At 50.6% G+C, this 25,506-nt stretch carries 22 protein-coding genes and 4 tRNA genes; 10 read left to right on the plus strand and 16 right to left on the minus strand.

The window, feature by feature from the left end:
• The first annotated feature begins 152 nt into the window (after positions 1-152).
• Both pta and ABT56_RS03625 read left to right on the plus strand, forming a co-directional pair.
• Positions 153-2,306, plus strand: a complete 2,154-nt coding sequence (gene pta / locus ABT56_RS03620; protein ID WP_157037769.1) for a phosphate acetyltransferase — start codon at positions 153-155, stop codon at positions 2,304-2,306.
• A gap of 191 nt (positions 2,307-2,497) precedes the next feature.
• The gene (locus tag ABT56_RS03625) at positions 2,498-3,748 is read left to right on the plus strand and encodes an Nramp family divalent metal transporter (RefSeq protein ID WP_084722139.1); all 1,251 of its coding nucleotides are present in this window, start codon (positions 2,498-2,500) and stop codon (positions 3,746-3,748) included.
• Between the two features lie 64 nt (positions 3,749-3,812).
• On the opposite strand, the gene ABT56_RS03630 is transcribed toward ABT56_RS03625, so the two are convergent.
• Complete coding sequence (locus ABT56_RS03630) at positions 3,813-4,262, minus strand: hypothetical protein (RefSeq protein WP_157037770.1); 450 nt, start codon at positions 4,260-4,262, stop codon at positions 3,813-3,815.
• On the minus strand, positions 4,207-4,755 hold the full coding sequence (locus tag ABT56_RS03635) for a winged helix-turn-helix domain-containing protein (RefSeq protein ID WP_047877453.1): 549 nt from the start codon (positions 4,753-4,755) through the stop codon (positions 4,207-4,209). Before ABT56_RS03635 ends, ABT56_RS03630 begins: the two co-directional genes overlap by 56 nt.
• 329 nt (positions 4,756-5,084) lie before the next feature.
• Here ABT56_RS03635 and ABT56_RS03640 point away from each other — a divergent pair, with 329 nt between their 5' ends.
• Positions 5,085-6,953, plus strand: coding sequence for a methyl-accepting chemotaxis protein (locus tag ABT56_RS03640; protein ID WP_047877454.1), 1,869 nt, complete (start codon positions 5,085-5,087; stop codon positions 6,951-6,953).
• Between the two features lie 62 nt (positions 6,954-7,015).
• Here the strand turns inward: ABT56_RS03640 and ABT56_RS03645 are convergent, their stop codons facing one another.
• Complete coding sequence (locus ABT56_RS03645) at positions 7,016-7,537, minus strand: MerR family transcriptional regulator (protein WP_047877455.1); 522 nt, start codon at positions 7,535-7,537, stop codon at positions 7,016-7,018.
• 460 nt (positions 7,538-7,997) lie between these two features.
• Between ABT56_RS03645 and ABT56_RS03650 the strand changes: the two genes are divergently transcribed.
• Positions 7,998-8,747 (plus strand): sulfite exporter TauE/SafE family protein, encoded by a 750-nt coding sequence (locus tag ABT56_RS03650; protein ID WP_047877456.1) that lies wholly within the window; start codon positions 7,998-8,000, stop codon positions 8,745-8,747.
• A 66-nt stretch (positions 8,748-8,813) separates the two neighbouring features.
• On the opposite strand, the gene ABT56_RS03655 is transcribed toward ABT56_RS03650, so the two are convergent.
• From ABT56_RS03655 to ABT56_RS03680, 6 genes are all read right to left on the minus strand, one after another.
• Complete coding sequence (locus ABT56_RS03655) at positions 8,814-9,536, minus strand: SIMPL domain-containing protein (RefSeq protein ID WP_047877457.1); 723 nt, start codon at positions 9,534-9,536, stop codon at positions 8,814-8,816.
• Between the two features lie 223 nt (positions 9,537-9,759).
• Entirely contained in the window at positions 9,760-10,311 is a 552-nt protein-coding gene (yfcE, locus tag ABT56_RS03660; RefSeq protein ID WP_047877458.1) for a phosphodiesterase, read from the minus strand.
• Between the two features lie 99 nt (positions 10,312-10,410).
• On the minus strand, positions 10,411-10,812 hold the full coding sequence (locus ABT56_RS03665) for a CBS domain-containing protein (RefSeq protein WP_047877459.1): 402 nt from the start codon (positions 10,810-10,812) through the stop codon (positions 10,411-10,413).
• The gene (locus ABT56_RS03670) at positions 10,809-11,159 is read right to left on the minus strand and encodes a P-II family nitrogen regulator (protein ID WP_047877460.1); all 351 of its coding nucleotides are present in this window, start codon (positions 11,157-11,159) and stop codon (positions 10,809-10,811) included. The genes ABT56_RS03665 and ABT56_RS03670 overlap by 4 nt, the downstream gene beginning before the upstream one ends.
• Positions 11,149-11,943 (minus strand): DUF1538 domain-containing protein, encoded by a 795-nt coding sequence (locus tag ABT56_RS03675; protein ID WP_084722140.1) that lies wholly within the window; start codon positions 11,941-11,943, stop codon positions 11,149-11,151. The genes ABT56_RS03670 and ABT56_RS03675 overlap by 11 nt, the downstream gene beginning before the upstream one ends.
• 8 nt (positions 11,944-11,951) lie before the next feature.
• Positions 11,952-12,686 carry a DUF1538 domain-containing protein gene (locus ABT56_RS03680; RefSeq protein WP_047877461.1) on the minus strand — a complete coding sequence of 245 codons (735 nt, stop codon included), beginning with the start codon at positions 12,684-12,686 and terminating at the stop codon, positions 11,952-11,954.
• Positions 12,687-12,886: 200 nt separating this feature from the next.
• On the opposite strand from ABT56_RS03680, the gene ABT56_RS03685 reads away from it, so the two are divergent.
• Positions 12,887-13,792: a TIGR01777 family oxidoreductase gene (locus tag ABT56_RS03685; protein ID WP_047877462.1), complete on the plus strand. Its 906-nt coding sequence runs from the start codon at positions 12,887-12,889 to the stop codon at positions 13,790-13,792.
• A 58-nt stretch (positions 13,793-13,850) separates the two neighbouring features.
• On the opposite strand, the gene ABT56_RS03690 is transcribed toward ABT56_RS03685, so the two are convergent.
• Both ABT56_RS03690 and ABT56_RS03695 read right to left on the minus strand, forming a co-directional pair.
• Positions 13,851-16,310: an ABC transporter permease gene (locus ABT56_RS03690; protein WP_047877463.1), complete on the minus strand. Its 2,460-nt coding sequence runs from the start codon at positions 16,308-16,310 to the stop codon at positions 13,851-13,853.
• Entirely contained in the window at positions 16,307-16,981 is a 675-nt protein-coding gene (locus tag ABT56_RS03695; RefSeq protein ID WP_047877464.1) for an ABC transporter ATP-binding protein, read from the minus strand. Before ABT56_RS03695 ends, ABT56_RS03690 begins: the two co-directional genes overlap by 4 nt.
• On the opposite strand from ABT56_RS03695, the gene tesA reads away from it, so the two are divergent.
• The 3 genes from tesA to ABT56_RS03710 all read left to right on the plus strand — a co-directional run bounded on the left by tesA (position 16,980) and on the right by ABT56_RS03710 (position 20,042).
• Positions 16,980-17,585, plus strand: a complete 606-nt coding sequence (gene tesA / locus ABT56_RS03700) for a multifunctional acyl-CoA thioesterase I/protease I/lysophospholipase L1 (RefSeq protein ID WP_047877465.1) — start codon at positions 16,980-16,982, stop codon at positions 17,583-17,585. The genes ABT56_RS03695 and tesA overlap by 2 nt on opposite strands.
• A gap of 23 nt (positions 17,586-17,608) precedes the next feature.
• Positions 17,609-18,433, plus strand: coding sequence for an SDR family oxidoreductase (locus ABT56_RS03705; protein WP_047877466.1), 825 nt, complete (start codon positions 17,609-17,611; stop codon positions 18,431-18,433).
• A gap of 754 nt (positions 18,434-19,187) precedes the next feature.
• On the plus strand, positions 19,188-20,042 hold the full coding sequence (locus ABT56_RS03710) for a co-chaperone YbbN (RefSeq protein ID WP_047877467.1): 855 nt from the start codon (positions 19,188-19,190) through the stop codon (positions 20,040-20,042).
• Between the two features lie 81 nt (positions 20,043-20,123).
• Here ABT56_RS03710 and cueR read toward each other — a convergent pair whose 3' ends face one another.
• On the minus strand, positions 20,124-20,522 hold the full coding sequence (gene cueR / locus ABT56_RS03715; protein ID WP_047877468.1) for a Cu(I)-responsive transcriptional regulator: 399 nt from the start codon (positions 20,520-20,522) through the stop codon (positions 20,124-20,126).
• A 105-nt stretch (positions 20,523-20,627) separates the two neighbouring features.
• On the opposite strand from cueR, the gene ABT56_RS03720 reads away from it, so the two are divergent.
• A complete protein-coding gene (locus tag ABT56_RS03720) occupies positions 20,628-23,573 on the plus strand; it encodes a cation transporter (RefSeq protein WP_047877469.1) in 2,946 nt (981 codons plus the stop codon).
• 226 nt (positions 23,574-23,799) lie between these two features.
• Positions 23,800-24,654 carry a TraB/GumN family protein gene (locus ABT56_RS03725; RefSeq protein WP_240478240.1) on the plus strand — a complete coding sequence of 285 codons (855 nt, stop codon included), beginning with the start codon at positions 23,800-23,802 and terminating at the stop codon, positions 24,652-24,654.
• Between the two features lie 412 nt (positions 24,655-25,066).
• Here ABT56_RS03725 and ABT56_RS03735 read toward each other — a convergent pair.
• The 4 genes from ABT56_RS03735 to ABT56_RS03750 all read right to left on the minus strand — a co-directional run bounded on the left by ABT56_RS03735 (position 25,067) and on the right by ABT56_RS03750 (position 25,495).
• Positions 25,067-25,143, minus strand: a tRNA-Pro gene (locus ABT56_RS03735).
• 41 nt (positions 25,144-25,184) lie between these two features.
• Positions 25,185-25,261: transfer RNA gene (locus tag ABT56_RS03740), tRNA-Pro, on the minus strand.
• Between the two features lie 40 nt (positions 25,262-25,301).
• Positions 25,302-25,378: transfer RNA gene (locus ABT56_RS03745), tRNA-Pro, on the minus strand.
• Between the two features lie 40 nt (positions 25,379-25,418).
• Positions 25,419-25,495 (minus strand) — tRNA-Pro (locus ABT56_RS03750).
• Positions 25,496-25,506 lie beyond the last annotated feature (11 nt).

Genomic DNA, 25,506 nt, shown 5'->3' on the forward strand with positions numbered 1-25,506 from the left:
GATGAACGGCTGGCTTTGGCCGGCCGTTTTTTCATGGTTGATAAGTTAGCTCACACTAACTGAACCATGTCAGTCTGTTGTGGCGCTGCTCAATAATGGTTTCTCAATCATTATTGACCAGCGCTGTATTATCAATAGTTGAGGAATCCACAGTGTCCCGTACTATTATGCTTATTCCGGTTGGCGCCGGTGTTGGTCTTACTAGCGTAAGCCTTGGTGTACTTCGCGCCATGGAACGCAAAGGTGTTCGCGTTTCATTCTTCAAGCCTATCGCACAGCCTCGTCACGGCGGCGAACAGCCTGATCTAACTACCACAATCATCACTGCAAACAGTGACATGAAAGTGGCAGAACCATTCTCAATGGCATGTGCCGAAGAACTTATCCGTAACGATAAGAGCGACGTTCTGCTAGAAGACATCGTTGCACGCTTCAAAGAGTCTACAGCTGACGCTGAAGTAGCACTGATCGAAGGTCTAGTACCTACTCGCAAGCACCCATTTGCTAACCAGATCAACTACGAAATTGCGAAAACGCTAGACGCGGAAATCGTATTCGTTGTCTCTCCTGGTACAGACAACCCTGCACAGCTTAAAGAGCGCATCGAAGTAGCATGTTCTAACTTCGGCGGCATCAAGAACAAGCAAATTGCTGGCGTTATCGTTAACAAACTAAACGCACCAGTAGATGCCGAAGGCCGTACTCGCCCTGACCTATCTGAAATCTTTGACGATGTAGAAGGTACTGTACCGTCTAACGTTGAAGTAATGCAGGTTTTCAACTCTAGCCCAATCCGTGTACTTGGCTGTGCACCTTGGAGCGCAGAGCTAATCGCAACCCGTTCAACTGACATTGCGAAGCACCTGAACGCTGAAATCATCAACGAAGGCGAGATCGCGACACGTCGCATCAAGAGCATCACTTTCTGTGCACGCTCTATTCCGCACATGATTGAGCACTTCCGCCCAGGCTCTCTGCTTGTTGCTTCTGCTGACCGTCCAGACGTTGTCGTAGCAGCATGTCTTGCAGCAATGAACGGCGTTGAAATCGGTGCCCTACTACTAACTGGCGGCTACGAGCTACCAAAAGCGGTCACTGACCTATGTAAGCGTGCTTTCGAAACAGGCCTACCTGTAATGACTGCACCGGGCAACACTTGGCAGACGTCTCTGAACCTTCAGAGCTTCAGCCTAGAAGTACCAGCTGACGACAAAGAGCGCGTTGAGCTAGTTAACGAATACATGGCTAGCCACATCGACGGCCAGTGGATTGAATCTCTAACTGAAGGTTCAACTAAAGAGCGTCGCCTAAGCCCTCCTGCATTCCGTTACGAGCTAACTGAGCTTGCACGTAAAGCAGCTAAGCGTATCGTTCTTCCTGAAGGTGACGAGCCTCGTACAGTTAAAGCAGCGGCTATCTGTGCTGAGCGCGGCATTGCAGAATGTGTGCTTCTTGGTAACCCAGAAGAAATCCGTCGTGTTGCTGAGCAGCAGGGCGTTACACTAGGTGCTGGCGTAACTATCATCAACTCTGATGAAGTACGTGAAAACTACGTTGCTCGCCTTGTTGAGCTACGTGGCGCGAAAGGCATGACTGACGTTGTTGCACGTGAAAAACTACAAGACTCTGTTTTCCTAGGCACTATGATGCTAGAAAACGACGAAGTAGACGGCCTGGTTTCAGGTGCGGTTCACACAACAGCGAACACTATCGTTCCTCCGTTCCAGATCATCAAGACTGCACCTGATGCGTCTATCGTATCGTCTGTATTCTTCATGCTGCTACCTGACCAAGTACTGGTTTACGGTGACTGTGCGATCAACCCAGATCCAACTGCTGAGCAGCTTGCAGAAATCGCTATCCAGTCTGCAGATTCTGCTAAAGCGTTCGGTATCGAACCACGCGTTGCTATGATCTCTTACTCTACTGGTGAATCTGGTAAGGGTGCAGACGTAGATAAAGTACGTGAAGCAACTAAGATTGCTCAAGAGAAGCGTCCTGATCTCGTGATCGACGGTCCTCTACAGTACGACGCCGCTATCATGGAAAACGTTGCTGCTTCTAAAGCACCTAACTCTCCAGTAGCAGGTAAAGCAACTGTATTCGTATTCCCTGACCTAAACACCGGTAACACGACGTACAAAGCGGTACAGCGTTCTGCTGACCTTGTTTCTATCGGTCCAATGCTTCAGGGCATGCGTAAGCCGGTGAACGACCTTTCTCGTGGCGCACTAGTAGACGACATCGTTTACACTGTTGCACTAACTGCGATTCAGGCAAAGCAAGCGGAAGAAGCAAACAAGTAATTTCGATTACTTTGCGCTAAAGTCCTCAACGCCTCCGCTTTTGCGGGGGCGTTTTTTTATCTCGGTAAAACAGGGAACTACCACTTTCCGATTCATCGCTAAATGCTATCAGAGCGATAGTTATTACAAATTGGCATCCTCCGGTCACCAAGCGTAAATTCACTCCCATATTAATAACCGGAATACCCGCCATGACTGCGCTCGTGTCACCTTCAGCCAATACTGCTTACAGCCAATCGGCCCATCTTCTTAAAGGCAACAGCCGTCGCCTGCTTGGCCCGGCTTTTATTGCAGCAATCGGCTATATTGACCCGGGCAATTTCGCAACCAACATCGAATCAGGTTCAGCGTTTGGCTATCAGCTACTATGGGTTGTGCTGTGGGCTAATTTGATGGCGATGCTCATTCAGTACCTCTCTGCCAAGCTAGGTATCGTAACCGGGAAAAACCTTGCCGAGCACCTTCGCGACAACCTGCCACGCTGGGCGATTGTTCCTTATTGGATTCAAGCTGAAATTATCGCAATGGCCACCGATCTGGCCGAATTCATCGGGGCCGCCGTCGGTTTCCAATTACTGCTAGGGGTAAGCCTACTAGAAGGCGCAACCATTACCGCCCTGCTAACCCTCGCAATTCTCACCCTCGGCCGTCGCAGCCAGAAACCCCTAGAACTCTTTATCGGCGGCTTGTTGGTATTGGTTGCCGCCATCTATGCCGTCGAGCTCTTGATGGCCAAGCCTGCCGCCACTGAACTCGCGACCGGCCTGCTCATTCCGACCCTGAACGATCCCAAGCAGATTTACTTGGCAGCAGGCATTTTAGGGGCCACGGTCATGCCACATGTTATTTACCTGCACTCGGCACTGTTCACCGCACAAACAGGCCACAATATCCGTCAGCGACTCAAGATGACCCGGCTCGATGTACTGATCGCGATGACGATCGCCGGTTTTGTCAATATCGCCATCATTGCCATGGCGGCAGCAGTCTTCCATCACACCGGGCGCAGTGATATCGCCAGTATCGAAAATGCATATCAGACCCTGACCCCGCTGCTGGGTAAGGGGGCCGCAGTGCTATTCGGGCTGTCGCTGATCGCCTCAGGCCTATCATCAACGGTTGTCGGCACCTTAGCCGGTCAGGTGGTGATGCAAGGCTTCGTCCGCTTCAGTATCCCTATGTGGTTACGCCGGACAATCACAATGCTACCGGCATTTGGCTTTATTATGGTGGGAGTCAGCACAACCGATATTCTGGTTGCCAGCCAAGTCGTGCTCAGCTTTGGGGTTGCCCTCGCCATTATCCCATTGCTGATTTTCACCAGCCGTAGACAAATTATGGGGAGTTTTTGCAACCCTCGGATTATTTCGGTCTTAGGCGGGGTTATTGTCTCCCTGGTTCTGACACTTAACGGATACCTACTTTGGAGCCTTGTGGCATAACTTATCAAACAAAAAGCCCTCGACTATACGAGGGCTTTTATCTGATAAATCAACCACTGAAGAATTATGCCATCTTATGCTTTACATCGATTTTGCAGAAGAAAAAATGCTGGGTAAAGCTATCTACCGAATCAGATTCCATCATATAGCACCCTTTTGAAAGTTTTTTTATTCTGTAAGATCCAAAACAGCCATTCTTCATATCTTCAGGGACAAAATAATACTCGTCAGTCAACGTCCCAGAACAGTGAATTCGGTCAACATCACCATTGGATTTTTCAATAAATGCATTCAATACATATCGATTTGAATAACAATGCCGGATATGCGATGTCACAACCAAATCATTATGGTATTCTCCACGACCAAAATAAATCGTATCATTAAAATAGTCAGCAAAAGAATAAAACATCAAGAAGAGCAAGACGGGTAAAGATATGTAAAAAAACACATCCATTTTATTTGCAAACAATGGTGCTATTTTTTTCAGAAACATCGCAAGATGAATATTCATCACTCAATACCGCATCATCAAAAGAAACTTGGTTAATATACATTGTCGCAAAATAGACAAAACCACCCATCAACGCAACACAAAGAAAAACTTTAATCTTGAAATAAACACTCTTATTTAAGGAAATGTTTTCCTCATGAAATTCTTCTTTTACGGTTTCTTTTTTATCATTAAAAAGATATTCACTATACTTTAATATATATCCTTTCCCTGGCACATTAACGATTATTTCCTTATCATAATCATCCAGTAATATCCTTAATTTATTCACTGTTTGTGTAATATTTTCTGGCGATGTATGACCGCGCCATACAGCATCAACAATGATATCCTTATCTACCACTTGACCATTTCCGCAGCATAATACTGAAAGAAACTCTAATGGTTTATTGGGAATAACCTTAACACAAGCAGAAAGATCATTATTAAGAAATAACCTTCCCGTTTCTAAATCTAAAATCCATTTCCCCAATTCAATATACGAGCCATTCATAGTTATTTATTCTATCTAAGCATTAAATATTGAGACGAATCACTTTCAAAAGTTAAAACTGCGAGATGCTATACCTATGGCAAATTCACGTCAAGATTTATAAACATATGAACACACAAGGGTGACAGAGCTCAAATAATTACAAAATATAATAAATTATAAGTTGACAACACGGCGAAAATTAAAAATGAAAATCATTCCTCTAAGATATATAACCAGTTAGTAACTAACAATTTATCATACCATTTCATAAGATAGCAGCCATAAATCCACGATTGCATATGTTGATTTCGTGATAAGTCGTACCTTTCGCGTGAGTAAACGTAAACATGAAACTAAGTACAAAAATAACAACAGCCTTCACATCCTTTTTTGTTATCTCTTTTGCTCTAATTACAAGTATCAATTTGTCGAACTTTAGTGAGTCATCAATAAAGAACCACGAGAGTAAAATGCAGTCCCAGTCCCAAATGCTCGCGACTGTGGTAGCACAATACTCTGAAAGATATTTTGATATTTTAAGCACCTCTAGCTTTGATATCGATACTGCTGATAATGAGAAAATGTCAGCAGTAATGGCTAAGCTCTCTAACATCACATCAAATTCAGCAATATCTAATGTCTATATTGCGATGAATAATGGTGGCATCATTACTAAAAATGGTTTTGATGTGACAAAAAATGCCAAAGGAAAAAGTTGGTTTGACAACATTATTAATGGTAGTCATGACCGCTCATTCACTGAAGCCTATGTCGATGAATTTACAAAGAGATGGATCATTACATTCAGCGTTCCTCTCTACGATGCCAGCAGCAATATTTATGCTGTTGTTGCGGCCGATCTATATTTGGATGAACTCAATAAGTTTGTTTTATCAACTGTTGCGACGAATAAAGTTGATGTCTACCTAACCAAAAGTGGTAATGTGATCGCCAGTGGTGATAGCACTATGCTACACACCAATATTTATGCTGATTACCCTCAATATAAAAACCGCTCAGGCAAAATCAGCTATAGTGGCGAACAAGGCGATATCATTGCTTACATTACCAATGTAGAAACGTTGGGATTTAGCGTTGCTAACTATGAATATGTGTCCGAAATAGAAAAAGAGAGTAATAATAACTTTATTCTTGGTATCATCATTCTTTGCGTGGCTAGTCTTCTAGCCATGTTCTTATGCCAAATATTTGTACGAAAATATATCTACGCCCCTATTGGCGGAGAACCTGACGATATTAATCATCTTGTTGAGAATATCTCAAACGGTATCTTGACTGATATCCCTCAACTGAGTGCAAAAGATGTTGGTGTATACCGCTCAACACTGATTATGGCTAACAACCTAAAAGATATTATTGTCAGCATCAATAACTGCTCTAGTGACTTGCACAAATCATCGAAACTCATTGCCGATTCATCGGTAGACGTCGATAAGTCATCCCAGCACCAAATCATGGAACTGGAGCATGTCGTTACCGCAATTAATGAAATGTTGGCAACCATTACTGAAGTTTCAAAAAATGCCAGCGTAACATCGAAATCCTCTAATGATGCCCACCATCGCTCAACAGATGGCCAACAAATTGTGGATGAGATGAACGACAATATAAAATTGCTCGTCAATGATCTTGGCGAAATCCAAAATGCCATCAATATTGTTCAGCAGGAAACGGAAAATGTCGGTGGTATTCTTGATGTTATTCGTGGTATTGCCGATCAAACCAATCTATTGGCACTCAATGCCGCAATCGAAGCAGCACGAGCGGGAGAGCATGGCCGGGGATTCGCAGTGGTAGCCGATGAAGTTAGATCACTGGCGACCAAAACTCAGCAGAGTACCGATGAGATCCAAACCATGATCTCCAAACTCAAGGAACAAGTTCATCACTCTGTTAGCCTGATGGAAAACAACGCACGTAGTGCCCACAATACGCTGTCTAAATCGGATGACGCGGCCCACATGCTCCAGTTGATTGAGCAGGAAATTCGCCAAATCCAAGATATGAACATTCAAATTGCCACGGCGACCGAAGAGCAATCTCAGGTCACACAGGAAATCAATAAGAATGTATATAATATCAATGATATATCAAAAGAAACTGCAGCTGTTATCAACCAAAACAAGATTCAGGCAGAAAACTTGGAACTGCTCTCTGTTGAACTGAGCAACTCTGTTCTCAAGTTTAAAATTTAATAACAGGCACGTTCCTCATAAAAAACCGCTAACATTGTTGGCGGTTTTTTCCGAATATAGCCTTACTTTTTTGACCAATGACGAATTTTCACGATCTCTTCAGCATCAATGCCTAGTGATTCCAAAAACTCCTGATGTGCATCCGGCTCCATTTTTTCAAACTGCTTATGCCAGTTGTGCATGTCCTGCTCATTAAAACCAGCCGCTTTCATAATGTCAGTCCAACGCTCTTTCGTTACCATGTTTTGCTCCAATAATGTCGGTTGTTCCAATAGCATCACAATCGCTTTTTGTTGCTGGCGCAGCATCTGAATTTCGTCTTCCAATGCATTAAATTGTTCACGCAATATCTGCTCTTGTGTTGCCTGACTGTCACGATCAAGCAAAGAGGCAATGTGACTAACAGAAACCCCAAAAGACCGGTAAGCCAAAATACTCTCCAATCTTTTGATTTCATTCTCGCCGTACCAACGATAACCATTTTCAGACCGACAACGGGGTACCAGCAATCCGGAACGCTCATAATAGAGTATTGTGGTTCGTGAAATTTTATGGTGTTTCGCTAACTGGCTGATTGTCAACATAATAGGCTCTCTTGCTTAACTTAGTGATAGTCTGAACCCGTCACTTATAGACAGGTCAACAACTACAACAGAAATATTATGCCGGTATTGATGTCACTTAATGCTGAATTTCAGGCAAAAAAAAGCCGCTATCTCCATAGCGGCCAAACCAGACTCAATCAAAAATAGTTCTTATACACTGCTTAGAACATCCAGACACATTCTGAAACAATTTAAATATAGGCGGCAGATAGTGAACCTAATTGACTCAAAATTCAAGGTTTAGCCCACACAAGAGCTCGAAATAACCGAGATTAAACATCGAATTTACCGAAGTAAAAAGACGCGACAAACATCATGGATCATTTTTATAACGGGAAATCCCCCCAGCCCCGAAACCATTACAACAGCAAAAACTGGCCGTCAATCTAAATAATGCGCTAAGGTGTATATCCCTTGTGACACGGAAGACACAAAGACGATGGATACCATCAATACACTCGGTCTATTTGTAGGCTCTTTACTTTCAAATACCCTTGCGTCCCTATCCGGAGGCGGTGCGGGGCTCATCCAGTTCCCTCTGCTTATCTTTCTAGGCCTGCCGTTCGCCATAGCCCTTGCTACCCATAAAGTTGCCAGCGTCGCACTGGGATTGGGAGCTGCCATCAAGCACCTTCGCAGCGGTACGCTCGAATGGCAACTGGCACTCTATGTCATTTTGGCTGGCAGCCTCGGAGCAAAAGTTATTCTGTTCGTTCCCGGAAGAGCAGCCGAAGCCATGTTGGGCTTGCTCATTCTGGGATTGGGTCTCTATTCACTCACCAAGCAGCAACTCGGCCAACATGCAGCTCCCTGCCACAGGGATCGGTATGGATACCTATTGGGGGCACTGTGCTTGAGCTCTATTGGTATTCTCAACGGATCATTAACGGCAGGCACCGGACTGTTCGTTACGCTATTTTTGGTGCGTTGGTTCGGCTTTGACTATAAACAAGCCGTGGCGCCGACACTGGTCAGCGTAGGCCTCTTTTGGAACGGAATTGGGGCTGCCACCATGTATTTGAGCGGCGCTGAGATCTACTGGCCGTGGATCCCTGTCTTACTGTTGGGCTCCTTATTGGGCGGTTATCTTGGCGCGCATCTCGCAACCAAGAAAAGCAATGCCCTGATAAAACGCTGCTTTGAAATACTGACATTCATCATCGGAATCAAACTTCTGCTTGGGCTTTAACTGAAAAAAACGGTGGTAGCCCCCGCTATCACCGCTCTTTCATCACAGGTATCCAAAGTAAAAACATCACTCCGTTAAATAAAACTCAATACTGGTGACGACTCGAATATCCTTTTCAATTTTATACAAATCACCGTACTCTTCACCTGAATCGGTGATTGAAAAATTACCTTGGCGGGCAGAGCGAATACTCCCTACTTTCACCCCGGCATTTTCAGCAAACTCATTAGCTGCGATACGCGCATTTTTGGTCGCGGTTTTCAGCATTTCAGGCTTAATCGAGTTCAACTGGGTAAAGCGGTAAGTCGGCGCATCATTAGTAATGTTGTAGCCTTTTGCCACCAGCTTATTTACCTCAGCACGGACCTTTTTAATATCATGTACCTTGTGGGTTTCTAGGCTTATACGCCCAGTCAAATTATGCTCTTGCTCTACCACAACCTGCTTGTCATCGCGGTATTCGTAGACGCTGTAGTCAATCAAGCCGATCTCTATTTCATCGTCACTAAAGCCGTTTGCTTTCAAGATCGCTACAATTTCTTGTTGCTGTTGCTCAGCTTGTTGATAAAGCGCTGGTATATCAGCTTTGCTTTTCGCTTGGTTAGAAAAACTCATGGTCCAGTTGGCGGTATCCGCTTCCACACGCTTTTCCGCCAACCCTTTGACTTCCGCTGTATTCATCGCAACCTTGGCGTTGTACATCGTCTGCCCGATAAAGTAACCGCCCGCACCAAGTCCAGACGCAACGAGTAGGCCGCTCAATACAATCCCTAGCAAATTATTATTCATTCAAACTACCTGCCATTGTCCTAATAGAGGTAAGCATTTCATCTTTGTGCAGATCCTTCCAGAGGCATTTATCCGGTTATGGCAAAGCTTGTTAGTTACCTCCCAAAATGCGACACAAACCGGTCCTTCAATTCACCTAGATTCTCTTTATCCAAACGTAAAAAAACGCACCGGAGTGCGTTTCTAATCAGGAGCGACCTAAGGGCCCTGTTGAGAGGCGTTTTTATTCGGCTAACTCAACCGAGCAAATCACCTCTCCCTCGAAGGTAACAACCTTCAAGGTATTCTCTTCCAACATACCATAGCTGGCTTGGTGCTCACCGCGAGGAATAGTCACCGAACCAGGGTTGAAAGCATAGATATTGCCCTGTTTCTCAGCAACCGGCAGGTGGGTATGGCCGGACACAACCACATCACCATCACGCAGTGGCGGGTGCTTTTCGGCATTGTACAAATGCCCGTGGGTCAGGAACAAACGTCGCCCCGATGGCAACAGCACCAAATTATAATCAGCCATCATCGGGAAGCTCAGCAGCATCTGATCGACATCACTATCGCAGTTTCCCCTCACCGCTGTAATCTGGGTAGCGTATTCATTGAGCAAATCGGCCACGTCGATTGGCGCATAACCGGCAGGCAAGGCGTTTCGCGGGCCATGGTTCAGCACATCACCCAGCAAAATAAAATGATCGGCTCCGCTTTTCTCGAAAGCCGCCAAGGTACGACGGGTACTCTCGGCACAGCCGTGAATATCAGAAGCAAAAAACAATTTCATGGCATATCGTGTTATTGGAAACAAGTCAGCCGATCCTACACCGATGCCTTCACCTTTTCCATGCTGGCCTGCACTGTGGCTCACTCTAACCGATTGGTACTAACCATCCTGTAGCATGCCGTTGAGCACAATATTGTTGTAGCTAACCATACCAATAAGCTGACCTTGCTCAATCACCGGGGCACGGCTGATCCCAAAACGCTCAAACAACCGGGCACAATAACGTACATCCATATCTGCCCGTACTGACAAGGCAGGCTTGGTCATGATCTCATAGATATTGGTCCGCTCAGGCGCACGATCCAGCGCCAAAACCTTTTTGGCAATATCGTTCATCAACACAATGCCATATTCATCATCTTCATGGCGCTTGTCGACAATCAACGCTTTGATCTGGCGCTGCTTGGCAATCCGCACCGCCTCGGCCACGGTCACTACGCCATCAACCACCGCATAGGTATCCATCATAACGTCCCGAACCCGAACAATTGCATTGCTCATAGCTTTGCCTCCACCACCTTGGTTAAACTGGCGACCTGATGGGCAACCCCGACCGCATCTTCAATATCAAGCTGAACCGCAATCCCCTGCCCGGAAGCCTCATCAAACTCCCCAACCCGCTCAATGGTTTCAAGGATAGTGCGGGCGAGATGCTCCTCGACGACGAACAAGATCACGTCCCGCTGGACATCCAGCCCCAGCCCGAAAAAGGTTTTTTTCTGGTTAAGCCCCTCGCCACGGGCATTGTTTATCACCGTCGCCCCCGTTGCCCCCGCTTCGCGGGCAGCATTGAGCACGGCATCGGTTTTGGCATCTTCGACAAAAGCCAATAACAACTTAAAGCGCATCGCTTTCTCTCCTTTTGGCCTGCCAAGCCGCCAGCTGGGCGTAGGCCATCACGGTGATCATGGGAAACAGGCTGGCAAATGCAATCAACCCAAAGCCATCAAGCATTGGGTTTCGCCCCGGCACGGTTGAAGCTAGCCCCAACCCCAACGCCGTCACGATGGGAACCGTCACAGTCGATGTCGTTACCCCACCGGAATCATAGGCCAACGGAACAATGCTCTTGGGAGCAAAGTTCGTCTGGATAACCACCACCACATAGCCCAACAAAATATAATTATGCAGCGGGTCCCCAACAACAATTCGGTAACTGCCCAGAGCTATTCCCATGGCAACGCCCAAGGCCACGGCAATTCGCAGGCCATTGACCCCTATCGAGCCCCCCGACACCCGATTTGCCTTGAGCGCAACAGCAATCAATGAGGGCTCGGCGATGGTGGTACTAAAACCAATCGCCGCAGCGAACAAGTAAACCCAGTAATACTCATTCCACGGGATTGTCGCCGGTATTACCTCCCCGCTGTCATATAGAAATGTCAGGGACGTAAGCTGAGAAGCCATCGCCTCGCCAATAGGGAATAACGCCAACTCCAGCCCCATCAAAAACAGGGCCAGCCCAATAATGACATAGACAAACCCCAGCAATACCTTGGGCCAGTTGCCTATCGGCTTTCTCAACACGGCAAGCTGGAATACCAAGATAATCGAAGCGATCGGCGCTACATCGCGCACCGTCGCAATAAAAGTCAGCCCAAAATGTTCAAGCAACGCCACGCCATCGATCACCCAACCCCCTAATGCATCCAAATACCATAGGCCATCACGAAAATCATGGGGGTCAGGGAGGCAAAGGCAATCAGGCCAAAACCGTCCACCATCGGATTCCGCCCCTTGATAGAGGATGCCAATCCAACCCCTAAAGCCGCCACCAGCGGAACAGTAATCGTTGAGGTCGTTACCCCGCCGGAATCATAAGCCACACCAATAATCGACGGAGGGGCAAACCAGGTCATCGCCATCACCAGCAGGTAACCACAGATAATCATTTTGTGGATAGGCCAGCCTTTGAGGATCCGGATAACCCCTATCATGATTGCCAGCCCCACCGACACCGCAACCGTCAGGCGCAATCCCATGGCATATTCAGCCTTGACCTCAGGCAGAGCTGCAATCACCCCAGCCCCCGCGGCCACCTTGGCGGCCTCTGCCGCCACGGCCGTGAGCGCCGGCTCAGCAATGGTCGTACCGAAACCGAGGCAGAAAGAAAATGCCAGTAACCAGGCTACGCTCCCTTTCGCGGCAAATGCCCGCGCCATCGCTTCCCCAAGCGGGAACAAACCAATCTCCAACCCAAGGACAAACAATGTGAGGCCCACAACCACAAACAGCAGCCCGACTAAAATGGGAGCTAGCTGGGGCAGCGGCTGCTGCAACACCACCAGCTGAAAAAAAGCGATCACCGCCATGATTGGCAGCAAATCGCGTAGACTTGACAGCAACGCGCGCAACAATGAAATCAATGCCGACATCCACGACCTCCAGCCATATTCCCCATAAAAACTAGGCCTCGCCACTGGAAAACGGCAACTTTTGTTCGCCAAGGCGAGAATCCGACCACATTTTTGCTATCGGGAACGGAAATGCCCTCGCCCTTCATCAGCAACTATTTGAACTTTTTCCTGATTTGGCCGATATAAGAAAGAGAAGAAAACGACGACGGGACTACCATATGAAGATACTGATCACGGGCGCAACCGGCTTTATCGGTGCCCATCTTGTCAAACAAATAGGCGAGCACGACATCACCATACTTAGCCGGGATCCAGCGAGTGCCAGCCAACTGCTCGGCACAGCAGTTACAGCTATCGGCAGCCTCTCCCACTTCGACAATCTTGATGATTTCGATGCCGTGATCAATTTGGCAGGCGAGCCTATTATCAACAAACGTTGGAGCAAGGCTCAGAAAGGACGGATTTGCCGCAGCCGCTGGGACATCACCGCAACCTTGGTGGAAAAAATGGAAGCGGGCAGCCAGCCTCCGGCAACCTTCATCAGTGGCTCCGCAGTCGGCATCTATGGCAACCAGCATGATCTGGAAATTACCGAGGACTTCGATGTCTCCGGCTCTGTCGACCCCGATGATTTTGCCTATCAGGTTTGCCGTCGCTGGGAGCAACTGGCGGTATCGGCCTCATCACCCGCAACCCGGGTTTGCCTGCTCCGAACCGGCATCGTACTCGGGCGCAATGGCGGAGCCCTGAAAAAAATGTTGCCACCCTATCAACTTGGAGCAGGCGGCCCTATCGGAAACGGTCGGCAATATTTCCCGTGGATTCACATTGACGACATGGTTGCTGCGATCCTCTTCCTGCTGAATACACCCGAGGCAAAAGGGCCATTCAACCTTACCGCCCCGGAGCCTGTGACCAACAGAACGTTCAGCCGCTCCCTTGCCGCTGCGCTGCATCGCCCACACATTCTGTTCACCCCGGCCTTCGTCCTCAAACTGGCCCTCGGCGAAGCCTCGTCGCTGCTTCTTGAAGGCCAGCGAGCCCTTCCCGAAAAACTCGAGTCCCTCGGATTCACGTTCCGCTTTCGCCAGATTGATGCCGCCCTCGCCGATCTTCTGGCCTAGCTCCTGACGCATACTAACACCATAACAATTCGGGCAGCCTTGTGCTGCCCGAGCTTCCCTACCCCTTCAACGGCTCGAGCAACGAGGCGATCATAGAGCGAACAATCACCACCACTAGCAACAGGGACAATACCGGAACGGCCAACCACAACCCGGGATGCCAGCGCAAAGGCAACTCGAAACCCCATTTTACCAACGCGGCCACCACAGCTTCAGCCCCCAGCACAGCCATTCCCCCGGCGATCAGAGCCATCATGCCGTACTCCCCCCACACCGTGGCCGCAATTCGCTTTCGGCTGGCCCCCAATGTCCGGTAGAGCTTGATTTCCTGCCTACGCTGGGCAAGGCTCAGACGAAGCAACGTCATCACCAACAGCAAGCCACTGGCTACCCCGACACCAGCCAATACCGACAGCGACAGCGAGATTTGCTGCATGATCCCCTGAATACGTGTCGCCATGATCCTCAAATCGAGCAAGCTCACCGTCGGGTAATCCCGCCCCAGCTGGTTAACCAATGCATCCTGCCCGGCCTCAACCCGAAAGCTAACCAGCCATGTCGCTGGCAATGCCGCCATCACATCCGGCGTAAAGATAAAATAAAAATTCGGTCGCATATTGCGCCACTCAACCTTGCGGATACTGGTCACTGTTGCGCTAAACGGCTGACTGTTGACGCTAAACGACAGGCTATCGCCCAATCCGATCCCCAGCCGCTCAGCAATACCGGACTCAACCGAGACACCTTGGCGTCCTCCCCATGTCCCCTCGAGCAGCTCATTATGGATTGGCATCGTATCCCGCCAGGTAAAATTGAGCTCTCGGCGCAGGGACTCATCTTGCTCCCCCGCCTGATCGTTACCCTCTGTGGTTAGCAGTCCCTTTTGGTTAATATGAGTTATCCGCCCGCGGATCACCGGATAACCATCCGACCGCTCAACCCCAGCCGAGTCCAACGCGGCTAGGTAGGCCCCTTGCTGGTCATCGGCGATATTAAGGGCAAACACATTCGGAGCATCTGCTGGCAGGGTCTGCTGCCAATCGGCGAGAAGATCCGTTCTTAACAGCCAAATCACAGCCAATAGCATCAGCGAACTGGTCAGTGCCGCAAGCTGTGCCCCTGTTGCCAGCGGACTCCGGCTTATCCGGCTCACCGCCAGCTGCATTGCGGCCCCCCATTTGACTTGCCGGAGCATCGCAACCCACAGCAGGCCCATACCAGCCAGCATTACCAGCAAGCCGGAAATGCCAACCAACGTCAGCCATACCAAGCTATTGCCTCCGGCAAACCACAACGCCATCACGACGGGAAGTACCAACAACCCATAGCGGCGCCGATCAGAACGGGCTGGCAACTCCCGCTGCAACACCGCCAATGCCGGCGCGTCAACCAACCGCCACAGGGGGATCCCCAGCCCCGGCAAGGCGACCAGTAACGCCACCAGCATACTGATCAGCAAAGGAGTCCAGCCTATAGCTGGCAATGGGGCGGGCAGCACATCCTTGAGCGGCAAGCGCAAAAGAAACTCCAACCCGTATCCCGCAGCCCCCCCAACAACGGCTGCGACGGTAAACAACATCACCAATTGGCGCGCCAGCCACTGCCAGAGCCATTTCCGCCCGGCACCGAGACTCTTCATCATCGCCACCGTATCGGTTCGGGTATTCACGTAATGGCTACAGGTCAGCACCAAGGTTGCCGAGGCCATCATAATCACCAGTACCAAGGTCAACGACAGGTACTGACGGGCCTTCTCGATAACATCACCGGTACGCCCCTGCGAAGTCTCACTCAGCCAACGTTGGCCTGGAGCCAGCTCCGTCGCCGCCTGGAGTTGCTCGAGCTGAGAATCAGAACCGTTGAAATATGCCCGATACTGAACACGGCTTCCGGGCTGGATGGCACCCGTACGACCAAGATCATCGGCATGGATGATCACCCCCGGCATCTGGCTGAAAGGATTAAAAGACAGCTCCGGCTCCTGACGAATCACCCCACTGACGGCCAGCTCGGCATCGCCAATGGCAACCGTGTCACCGGGCTCGACAGCCAGCAGCCCCAGCAAGCGCTCGGCAAGCCACAGCTCACCGGGGGCAACGCGAGAGCGCATCCCATCAGGGCCCTCCAGCTGCAACTCGCCCCGAAGCGGAAACGCATCACCGACACTTTTCACGCTCACCAGTTGCATCGCCTCGTCGCTAAAAGCCATGGTGCCGAATCGAACCTGCTGCGACTCGGTCAGCCCCAATGCCGCCGCGCGTTCAAGCAATGCCGGCTCAATCGGGTTGGCGGAGCGGAAAACCAGATCGGCAGCGATCATTGATCGCCCCTGCTCGACCATAATCTTCTCGACCCTGACCACCAAAGCCGCAAGGGAGAAAACACAGGCGATAATGATCGTCAAGGCGGCGGCGACCGGCCAAAGCTGGCCATGCCACAGTTCACGCCAACTCCAACGGTTGAGCAGGCCGCCTTTAACCTCACCCCGAACCTGCGATGTTTCGCTTAGATCTGTCATACGTCCACCACCATTCCCCCCTCGAGGGTAAATGTCCGATCACAACGGTTGGCCAGTTGGGGATCATGGGTCACCAAAACCAACGTTGTTCCATGGTCACGGTTCAGGGCAAACAGCAAATCGGCAATCGTTGCCGCTGTATGCTGGTCAAGGTTGCCTGTCGGCTCATCAGCGAACAGGATCTGCGGATGGGTCATAAAGGCCCTTGCCAGGGCAACCCGTTGCTGCTCCCCACCCGATAGCTGGGAGGGAAGATGAGATTCACGCCCGCTCAGCCCCACCTTGCCAAGCAATTCCCGAGCACGGCATTCGTCTGCTGCCGTGCCTTTGATGATGGCCGGTAGCATGACATTCTCCAGTGCCGTCAGGGAGGGAATAAGCAAAAAACTCTGGAAGACGAAGCCGACGGCATCGCTGCGAAGGGCGGCCCTTGCCTCCTCATCCATCTCGGCAAGCGCCATACCAAGAAGATGGATTTCCCCTTCGCTCGGGACATCCAGACCGGCGAGCAGGGTCATCAGGGTTGATTTCCCGGCCCCCGATACACCGACCAGTGCCACCGCCTCGCCCGACTCGACCTCGAGCGAAACATCCTGCAAAATGGTCAATGGCGAGGTTGCCGTTGCAACCTGTTTGGACACAGAAACAGCCCTAATCACGGATGTAGACATGATACGATTCCTTTCAGTTGTTCTTTTACTCGTACTTTCGCCCCTGAGTACAGCCGCTACATTGCTGATTCTGGGTGACAGCCTCAGTGCCGGCTACAGAATGCCGATAGAGCAAAGCTGGCCCAGCCTGCTCGACGAGGAGCTTGGAAAACACGGCCATCAGGTCACGGTGGTCAATGCCAGTATCTCCGGCGACACCACCGGCAACGGTATGGCCCGACTGCCTGCCCTGCTCACCAGCCACCAGCCCAATTTCGTGCTGATCGAGCTGGGAGCCAATGACGGCCTGCGCGGATTCCCTCCATCAACTATACGCAAAAACCTCAATAATATGATCACCCAGATCGAGGATGCCGGGGCATATCCGCTCCTGATGCAAATAGTTGTACCGCCTAACTACGGCAAACGCTACAGCGACCAGTTCACAAAAGTGTTTCAAGATATCAGCAAGCAGCAAGCTATTCCGCTACTGCCTTTCTTCCTTGAGCATATCATCCTCAAGCCAAACTGGATGATGGAGGACGGCTTGCACCCCACCGCCAGCGCCCAGCCTTGGATCGCCGAGTTCATGGCCGACGCCATTGCACCTCACCTAGACAACTAATCATTACCAACAGGAACGCACCTATGCTTTCAATTCTCATCACAGGCTGTAGCAGTGGCATTGGCTACCATTGTGCGCGAGCACTCCATGACGCCGGGCACCTGGTTGTCGCGAGCTGCCGCAACGGCGATGACGTCACCCGCCTGCAACAAGAAGGTCTCCATTGCGTCCAGCTTGATATGAACAGCGAGTCCTCTATTGAATCAGGCCTGGCAGAGGCCCTTGCTCTCACCAACGGCAAACTGGATCTCCTGTTTAACAATGCCGCCTACGGCCAGCCCGGCGCGCTAGAGGATCTGCCCACCGAGGCCCTGCGCCGACAATTCGAGACCAACCTGTTTGGCTGGCACCACCTGACCAGAGCGGTGGTCCCGCTGATGCTCAAGCAAGGGAGCGGCAAGATTGTCCAAAATAGCTCGGTGCTGGGCCTTGTCGCGATGAAATACCGCGGCGCCTACAACGCCAGCAAGTTTGCCCTTGAAGGCTACACGGATACCTTGCGGCTAGAATTGTCAGATACCCCGATCCATGTCAGCCTGATCGAACCGGGCCCCATCGAAAGTCAATTCCGAGCCAATGCCAAGGCACAATTCGAAGCCAATATTGATATGCCCGCATCCCGCCATGCACGCGGCTACCAACGCACCCTCGACAGACTTGGCAAACCAGGGCCGAGCAACCGCTTTACCCTCGGTCCAGAAGCTGTACTCAAGCCTCTTCAGGCTATCATCAGCAGCCCGGCACCAGCCCCGCGTTATTATGTCACCCAACCAACCTACATCATGGGGGTCCTACGGCGTATTTTACCCACTCAATGGCTGGATAAAATCGTGTCAAAAAGCGACTGACTTGACTGTAATTTCAACACAAATGGTTGTCTTGGGTGCTCTGGAAATACATTAAGTTATTATTTACCAAGATAAATTCACGCTATGGCCGATCATTTATTGGCCATATCAGTAACTATAACTATCAAAAAAAACCATCTCATCCAATGTCATGCCAGTTTCATCAAAAATGACAAGAAACGTCATATTAGTGTCACAAAGAAGCATTATTCTGATTGTGTAAGCTGATGGAAAATCCAAAACCTCACCAGCAGCCTACATTGCATCGGCCCTATTAAAAAAACAAAGGTGTGGTTATGACATTGCGCCAAATTAATATCCTCTGTGTCTGCGTGACACTGGCACTGCTGCTGACATTTCAATAAAAAAGGAGAGCGAGGCTCTCCTTTTTTCATCATACGCGATGTTCATTCGCGGCTCAGAGCCGAGTATCTACTGGCATCTATCAATTGGTTACTTTTTAACAGGTCGATTAAATATCGTAGGGGGTTTGATGGTCAAATATAGAATTTAAATGTGATAAAACACCATCTCAGCATATATGGCGGTGATACCGTTTATAAATACCACTTATGTCACGCTGACACCCTGCCCCTAGCATTAACAGGCATCAAACCCAAAATCCCTTTCACCGCACAGTTCCGCCAACCTCCTCTGCCTAAGACTTGAATTTACGCTAATAGCCCTCACTATATCTTTATGACCACATGATTTGCGGGACACTGTCCCCCAGCCCAGGGAGTAAAAACTGGCTATGTACGAGCACATCGCAATAGAACTGAACGAGCAAAACCTACAGCAGGTGATAGAGCAATCCATGCAAACACCCGTTGTAATCAGTTTCTGGGCCCCATCGATGCCGGAAACGGCTGAGATCAATCAGATGTTGGAGCAAATCACCCGCCAGTATCAGGGACAGCTCATCCTTGCCACCTTGAACTGTGAAGCCCAGCCGATGGTTGCGGGCCAGTTTGGCGTTCGCAGCCTGCCTACCGTTGCTCTGTTCAAAAACGGCCAGCCGGTTGACGGGGTTGGAGGGCCACAAAACGAACAAAGTCTGCGAGAAATGATTGGCCGACACATGCCAAGCCAAGAAGAGCTGGCTCTAAAAGACGCCCTAACCAAAGTCGACAACCAGCAGTACAATGAAGCACTGCCATTACTGCGCGATCTGGCGGCAAAGTTCAGTCAAAACGGCGTGATCAACCTTGCCATTGCCGAGTGCCTGATCGAGACCGCACAGTTCGACGAAGCCGAAACCCTGCTGGCTACCATTCCAATGCAGGATCAGGATGCCAAATTCAAAGGGCTGATGGCCAAGCTGGAGCTGCACAAGCAGGCCAGCGACTCGCCTGAAATCCGCTTGCTGGAAGAAAGACTGGCCGCTGATCCGGCTGACCGTGACATCGCCTTCGAGCTGGCGGTTCAATATAGCCAAGTTGAACGTGCTGAAGAGGCGCTGGAACTGTTGATTGGCCTATTGCGCAAAGATTTCAACTTCGCTGACGGCGCAGCAAAGAAAACCATGATGGACATCCTTTCCGCCCTCGGGCAAGGCAATGCCATCGCCAGCAAATACCGCCGCCAGCTATATGCCCTAATGTACTAACCGCGCGACGCTAGCGTATACATTCCAAAAAACAACGGCGGCCTAATGGCCGCCGTTGTTTTTTCGTCATATCCACAATACTCATTTATGGGATTCGCAGCAGAGCCCTTCAATAATCGGGCACTCTGCACCGTCATCACCAGGACACAGGTTCACCAATGTCGCCAACGTCTGCTTCATCTCCACCAACTCGTTAATCTTGGCGTCTATCTCATGCAGCTTCTGCTCGGCCTTGGCTTTGACATCGGCACTCCGACGTTGAGGATCGCGCGAAAAAGCCAATAACTCACGGCTTTCATCCAAGGTAAAGCCCACCAGCCGCGATCGGCGAACCAACAGCAGCTCGTTGACATGGCGATCACCGTACAGGCGATAGCCGTTTGCCGCCCGCTGCGGCGGGGAGATAATTCCCTTGTCTTCGTAAAAACGGATCGTCTTGGCCGTCAGCCCAGTAAGCTGAGCCACTTCACTGATATTCATCATATCCTCCAGGACTATGCCTTATTATAAAATAGCTTGACCTTCCAGTTGATGGAAGCTCTATTATCTGCATACCATCTAAAATGAGCACGAAAAGGCACGCCAATGGCAGAGCTAACTCTTTCCCTCAACAAAGTACGGTGCATGAACTGCGCCGGAAAAATTCAAGCGGCGCTCTCGGCCTTGCCCGAGGTTCAATCAGCCGATGTTGATACGCACCGTGCTGTTATCCAAGGCGATATTTCCGCTGAACACGCCATTGCCACAATCAGCGCATTGGGATATGGCGCAAGTTTCAACTACCACCTGCAACTCTCCGGCCTGAATTGCGGGAAATGCATCGGCAAAGTCAGAGATGCTCTGGAAAAACATGACGGCATGGCGCTCGATATCACCACCACAGAGCTGACCGGACAAGGATCCCTTGCTCCGCAAGCCGTTATTGAAATCATCCGCTCTCTTGGCTATCAGGCCAGCGCTGTCACCCAACAGCCTGCAACCCGCTACCAGCTGAAACTCAGTGGGCTGAACTGCGGCAAATGTGTCGCCAAGGTCGAAGCCGCCCTTGCTGATTGCGACAGTGTCGAAAAATTTACCGTCAGTAAAACCGCAGCCACTGTCGTGACAACATCCAGCAGCGAGCAGCTTGTCGCACTCATCAAAACTGCAGGGTTCGAGGCCAGTTTGGATAGCGAGCAGGAGAATACCACCGCACCACAAACGGCTGAGTCCCTAGAGCCACAGCAACAAGATACGGTGAACGAAGCTACCACTGAGCCAACAGCTCCAATCACCGCCAATGCCCGCCAGTTCATGCTCAGCGGCATGACTTGTGCCAGCTGCGTCGCCTCGGTCGAAAAAGCCATCCGCTCTGTTCCGGGCGTTAGTCATGCATCGGTCAACCTCGCAGAACGCACCGCTATGGTTGACGGTACGGCCACCCCCGACATGATTGCCAAAGCCGTTGCGGATAGTGGCTATGGTGCCGAGTTGGTTGAGGATGAGCAGTCTCGTCGTGCCCGCCAGCAAGCCCAGAACGAGCAGACCTACCGTACCCATATGCGCAATGCCTATCTGGCTCTTGGTGCAGGGATCCCGATGATGGCGTGGGGTGTGTTCGGTGGCAACATGATGATCAACTCAACTGCCAGCCAATGGGGTTGGGGGCTGGTCGGCCTCATCACCCTCGGCTTACTCGCAACCGTCGGGCGTCATTTCTACGTCAATGCATGGAAAGCCTTCAAGCACCACCGGGCCAGTATGGATACGCTTGTTGCGCTGGGAACTGGTGCAGCCTGGCTCTACTCAATGTTTGTCGTGCTGGCTCCTGAGCTGCTGCCTGATATGGCCCGCCATGTATACTTTGAGGCTTCGGCGATGATCCTTGGCCTGATCACCCTTGGGCACGCTCTTGAGGCTAGAGCCCGGAGCCGCACCTCCAAAGCTCTTGAGCAACTCATGGATCTCCAGCCTCCCACAGCAATTGTTGTCGACAATGGCCGCGAACGCGAAGTGCCGCTGGCAGAAGTAAAGGCGGGCATGTTGCTGCGGCTTCGACCTGGAGCCAAAGTCCCGGTCGACGGCACCATCACTCAAGGCGACAGCTATATCGATGAATCCATGCTGACCGGCGAACCCCTAGCTGCCCACAAGAAAGCGGGCGATACACTCCATGCAGGTACCATCAACCAAAACGGCAGCCTGCTGTTCACGGCCGAAAAAATCGGTCAGGACACCATGCTGGCCAGGATCATCGAACTGGTTCGTCAAGCTCAGGGGAGCAAACCGGCCTTGGCTAGACTTGCGGATCGGATTTCGGCTGTTTTCGTTCCGGCCGTCATGATTATCGCAATCACAACGGCAATGATCTGGTACTACGTCGGCCCACAACCATCATCGATTTATATGCTGATCACTGCAACAACCGTACTGATCATCGCCTGCCCTTGTGCCCTTGGCTTGGCCACGCCAATGTCGGTCACCGTCGGTGTAGGCCGGGCAGCGGAATTCGGTGTCCTGATCCGTAACGCCGAGGCGATGCAAATCGCAGCTGATATCGATACCGTCGTGCTCGACAAAACAGGCACCCTGACCGAAGGCAAACCGCAGGTCATTGCCATCCACCCCCAACAGGGATTCAACGAAACGCAACTGCTGAGCTGGGCTGCCAGCCTAGAGCAAGGCTCCGAACACCCACTGGCCAAAGCGGTGATCAGCGCAGCCACGGCTAAAGGGCTCGGGCTGATCTCACCCGTCGGTTTCAGCGCCAAGCCAGGCTATGGGATCGAAGGGAAAATCGGCGGACACCAAGTTGCGTTGGGCAACCTGAAATACATGCAGGCCCTTCAAATCGCTGCCGAACACACAGAGAGCACAGCAGAGAAGATCAGCGAACAAGGGGCAACCGCGATCTTCATCGCCGTTGACAACCAACTGGGTGGGATCATTGGGATCAGCGATCCGATAAGGCATGACTCGCTCGCAGCCGTATCGCGCCTCAAATCAATGGGGCTCAATATTGTCATGCTGACGGGGGATACAGAAACCACCGCCAGGGCTATCGCCAAACAGGCAGGCATCGACCACGTGATTGCTGGGGTACTGCCCGATGGCAAAGCCGATGAAGTGATTGCCTTGCAACAACAAGGCAAGAAAGTCGCCATGGTTGGTGATGGTATTAACGATGCCCCTGCACTGGCCAAAGCCGAGATCGGCATCGCAATGGGAAGCGGCAGCGATATTGCAATAGAAAGTGCGCAGTTCACCTTGGTCCGCCACTCGCTGCATGGTGTGGCCGATGCGATTGAGCTATCACGCGCAACCCTGCGCAACATGAAACAAAATCTATTCGGGGCCTTTGTTTACAACACTCTTGGTATCCCTGTCGCCGCGGGAATATTGTTCCCGTTCACCGGGGCACTATTGAGCCCGGTCGTTGCCGGTGCAGCAATGGCCCTATCGTCCATTACCGTGGTCAGCAATGCCAACAGACTCAGACTGTTTACCCCTAAGGGGGCACAGTTACCGACCTCAGATCGTAAGGGGAATTAAGATGGTTGCTTTAATTGGGATCATTTCCATTGCATTTATTATCTGGTGGTTCTGGCTCCACCCGAATAATAAATAACCCTTCATCTCAGCCCGGCTGTATGCCGGGCTCTTCCCCCACCGCAAGCCCCGTCAAAATGCTCGCCGAGGAACAAAATATAAGGTAGGTTGAGAGAATAAATATTTATACCGAGGCGCTATGTTTTTCTCTCGATTTTCAAAAAAGCTCTTGCGTAAGCTCTTACTGTTAATCCCTTTTTTGGGAACAACAGCCTATGCGGAGCCTGCTGTCTGGCTAGCCAAGTCACCGGATCGCCAATTCATCCTACTCGGCTCTATTCATGCCGGTAATGAGCAGCTCTTCCCTCTACCAAAGGCTTTTCTGCAGCAATGGCCAAATGCCGACGGGCTGGTGGTCGAGGCCAATATTCTTGCCCCAACCCGACCCCACCTCGATCCGACGATTCCGAGTGCTGGCACGATACTAACGGATGTGGAAAAGGCCACCCTTGCTGATATCGCCAACAAAGCTGGACTTTCTTATCCGGCACTGCTCCAAAGCCCACCTTGGCTGACAGCCATCAGCCTCCAGATGAGCATGGCTCAACAAGCGGGACTCACCCCTCAACAAGGTATTGATATCAAACTGCTAAAACGGGCATCGCATGACAATATGCCGATTCTTGAGCTGGAAAGTGTCCAGCAGCAGGTAGATCTGATGGAGGCAATGCCGGATCATGGCAAAGATTTGCTTATTAGCACCCTTACTGAATGGCACTCCGTGAAATCTCAGCTCAACTGCCTAACACGCGCATGGCGCGCTGGCGATCAAGCACAACTCTCTGCATTGTTTGAGCAAAGCCAGTACTCAGATCAAACCAGCGATGCCTTGATTTTCGACCGTAACCATAACTGGGCAGAGTCGCTCAGCAGCAGCCCGGCCTATCACCAAGGCAAATACATGGTCGTCGTCGGCGCCATGCACCTCATCGGCCAGCAGGGACTCCCGACACTACTCAAGCAGAAGGGATTTACCGTCACTCAAATCACCCAAGGGAGTGATGCTAATTGCCCCATCGATTAATATCCTCGCTAAAGATAGTTATTGATGAGGGAGACCCAATAGATAACACCGATTTCAGGACAACAAATGGGGCTTCTACTACTAATAGTGGTCGGTGAAGAGGCCAGTTCAAGGTCTTGGGAAACCCCCGACCCTCTGGTCCACCATTTACGAAGAGCCAGAGATGCGCGACCAAACAGCGCTAGTCCCCAGCCAATATAAAAATACAGATATGAAAAAAGCCTCAGTCTTTCGACTGAGGCTTCTAATAGTGGTCGGTGAAGAGGCCAGTTCAAGGTCTTGGGGAACCCCGACCCTCTGGTCCACCATTTACGAAGAGCCAGAGATGCGCGACCAAACTGCGCTAGTCTCAGCCAATATAGAAATACAGATATGAAAAAAGCCTCAGTCTTTCGACTGAGGCTTCTAATAGTGGTCGGTGAAGAGGGATTCGAACCCCCGACCCTCTGGTCCCAAACCAGATGCGCTACCAAACTGCGCTATTCACCGACATTAACAGCGGTTCTCTACAAACCACCATTTTTAAATAGTGGTCGGTGAAGAGGGATTCGAACCCCCGACCCTCTGGTCCCAAACCAGATGCGCTACCAAACTGCGCTATTCACCGACATCAACAGCGGTTCTCTACAAACCACCATTTTTAATAGTGGTCGGTGAAGAGGGATTCGAACCCCCGACCCTCTGGTCCCAAACCAGATGCGCTACCAAACTGCGCTATTCACCGACATTAACAGCGGTTCTCTACAAACCACCATTTTTAATCTTGGTCGGCGAAGAGGGATTCGAACCCCCCACCCTCTGGTCCCAAACCAGATGAGCTATCAAACGGCGCTATTCACCGACACTCGGAGG

Source organism: Photobacterium aquae, assembly GCF_001029445.1.
Lineage (GTDB): Bacteria > Pseudomonadota > Gammaproteobacteria > Enterobacterales > Vibrionaceae > Photobacterium > Photobacterium aquae.

Coding starts and splice junctions, on each gene's coding strand:
- ABT56_RS03625 (WP_084722139.1), top strand. CDS start 2,498: ATGACTGCGCTCGTGTCACCTTCAGCCAATACTGCTTACAGCCAATCG.
- cueR (WP_047877468.1), bottom strand. CDS start 20,522: ATGAATATCAGTGAAGTGGCTCAGCTTACTGGGCTGACGGCCAAGACG.
- ABT56_RS03670 (WP_047877460.1), bottom strand. CDS start 11,159: ATGCGCTTTAAGTTGTTATTGGCTTTTGTCGAAGATGCCAAAACCGAT.
- ABT56_RS03645 (WP_047877455.1), bottom strand. CDS start 7,537: ATGTTGACAATCAGCCAGTTAGCGAAACACCATAAAATTTCACGAACC.
- ABT56_RS03655 (WP_047877457.1), bottom strand. CDS start 9,536: ATGAATAATAATTTGCTAGGGATTGTATTGAGCGGCCTACTCGTTGCG.
- ABT56_RS03635 (WP_047877453.1), bottom strand. CDS start 4,755: ATGAATGGCTCGTATATTGAATTGGGGAAATGGATTTTAGATTTAGAA.
- ABT56_RS03690 (WP_047877463.1), bottom strand. CDS start 16,310: ATGACAGATCTAAGCGAAACATCGCAGGTTCGGGGTGAGGTTAAAGGC.
- ABT56_RS03650 (WP_047877456.1), top strand. CDS start 7,998: ATGGATACCATCAATACACTCGGTCTATTTGTAGGCTCTTTACTTTCA.
- ABT56_RS03630 (WP_157037770.1), bottom strand. CDS start 4,262: ATGAATATTCATCTTGCGATGTTTCTGAAAAAAATAGCACCATTGTTT.
- ABT56_RS03640 (WP_047877454.1), top strand. CDS start 5,085: ATGAAACTAAGTACAAAAATAACAACAGCCTTCACATCCTTTTTTGTT.
- tesA (WP_047877465.1), top strand. CDS start 16,980: ATGATACGATTCCTTTCAGTTGTTCTTTTACTCGTACTTTCGCCCCTG.
- ABT56_RS03705 (WP_047877466.1), top strand. CDS start 17,609: ATGCTTTCAATTCTCATCACAGGCTGTAGCAGTGGCATTGGCTACCAT.
- ABT56_RS03680 (WP_047877461.1), bottom strand. CDS start 12,686: ATGTCGGCATTGATTTCATTGTTGCGCGCGTTGCTGTCAAGTCTACGC.
- ABT56_RS03685 (WP_047877462.1), top strand. CDS start 12,887: ATGAAGATACTGATCACGGGCGCAACCGGCTTTATCGGTGCCCATCTT.
- ABT56_RS03695 (WP_047877464.1), bottom strand. CDS start 16,981: ATGTCTACATCCGTGATTAGGGCTGTTTCTGTGTCCAAACAGGTTGCA.
- ABT56_RS03720 (WP_047877469.1), top strand. CDS start 20,628: ATGGCAGAGCTAACTCTTTCCCTCAACAAAGTACGGTGCATGAACTGC.
- ABT56_RS03710 (WP_047877467.1), top strand. CDS start 19,188: ATGTACGAGCACATCGCAATAGAACTGAACGAGCAAAACCTACAGCAG.
- yfcE (WP_047877458.1), bottom strand. CDS start 10,311: ATGAAATTGTTTTTTGCTTCTGATATTCACGGCTGTGCCGAGAGTACC.
- ABT56_RS03665 (WP_047877459.1), bottom strand. CDS start 10,812: ATGAGCAATGCAATTGTTCGGGTTCGGGACGTTATGATGGATACCTAT.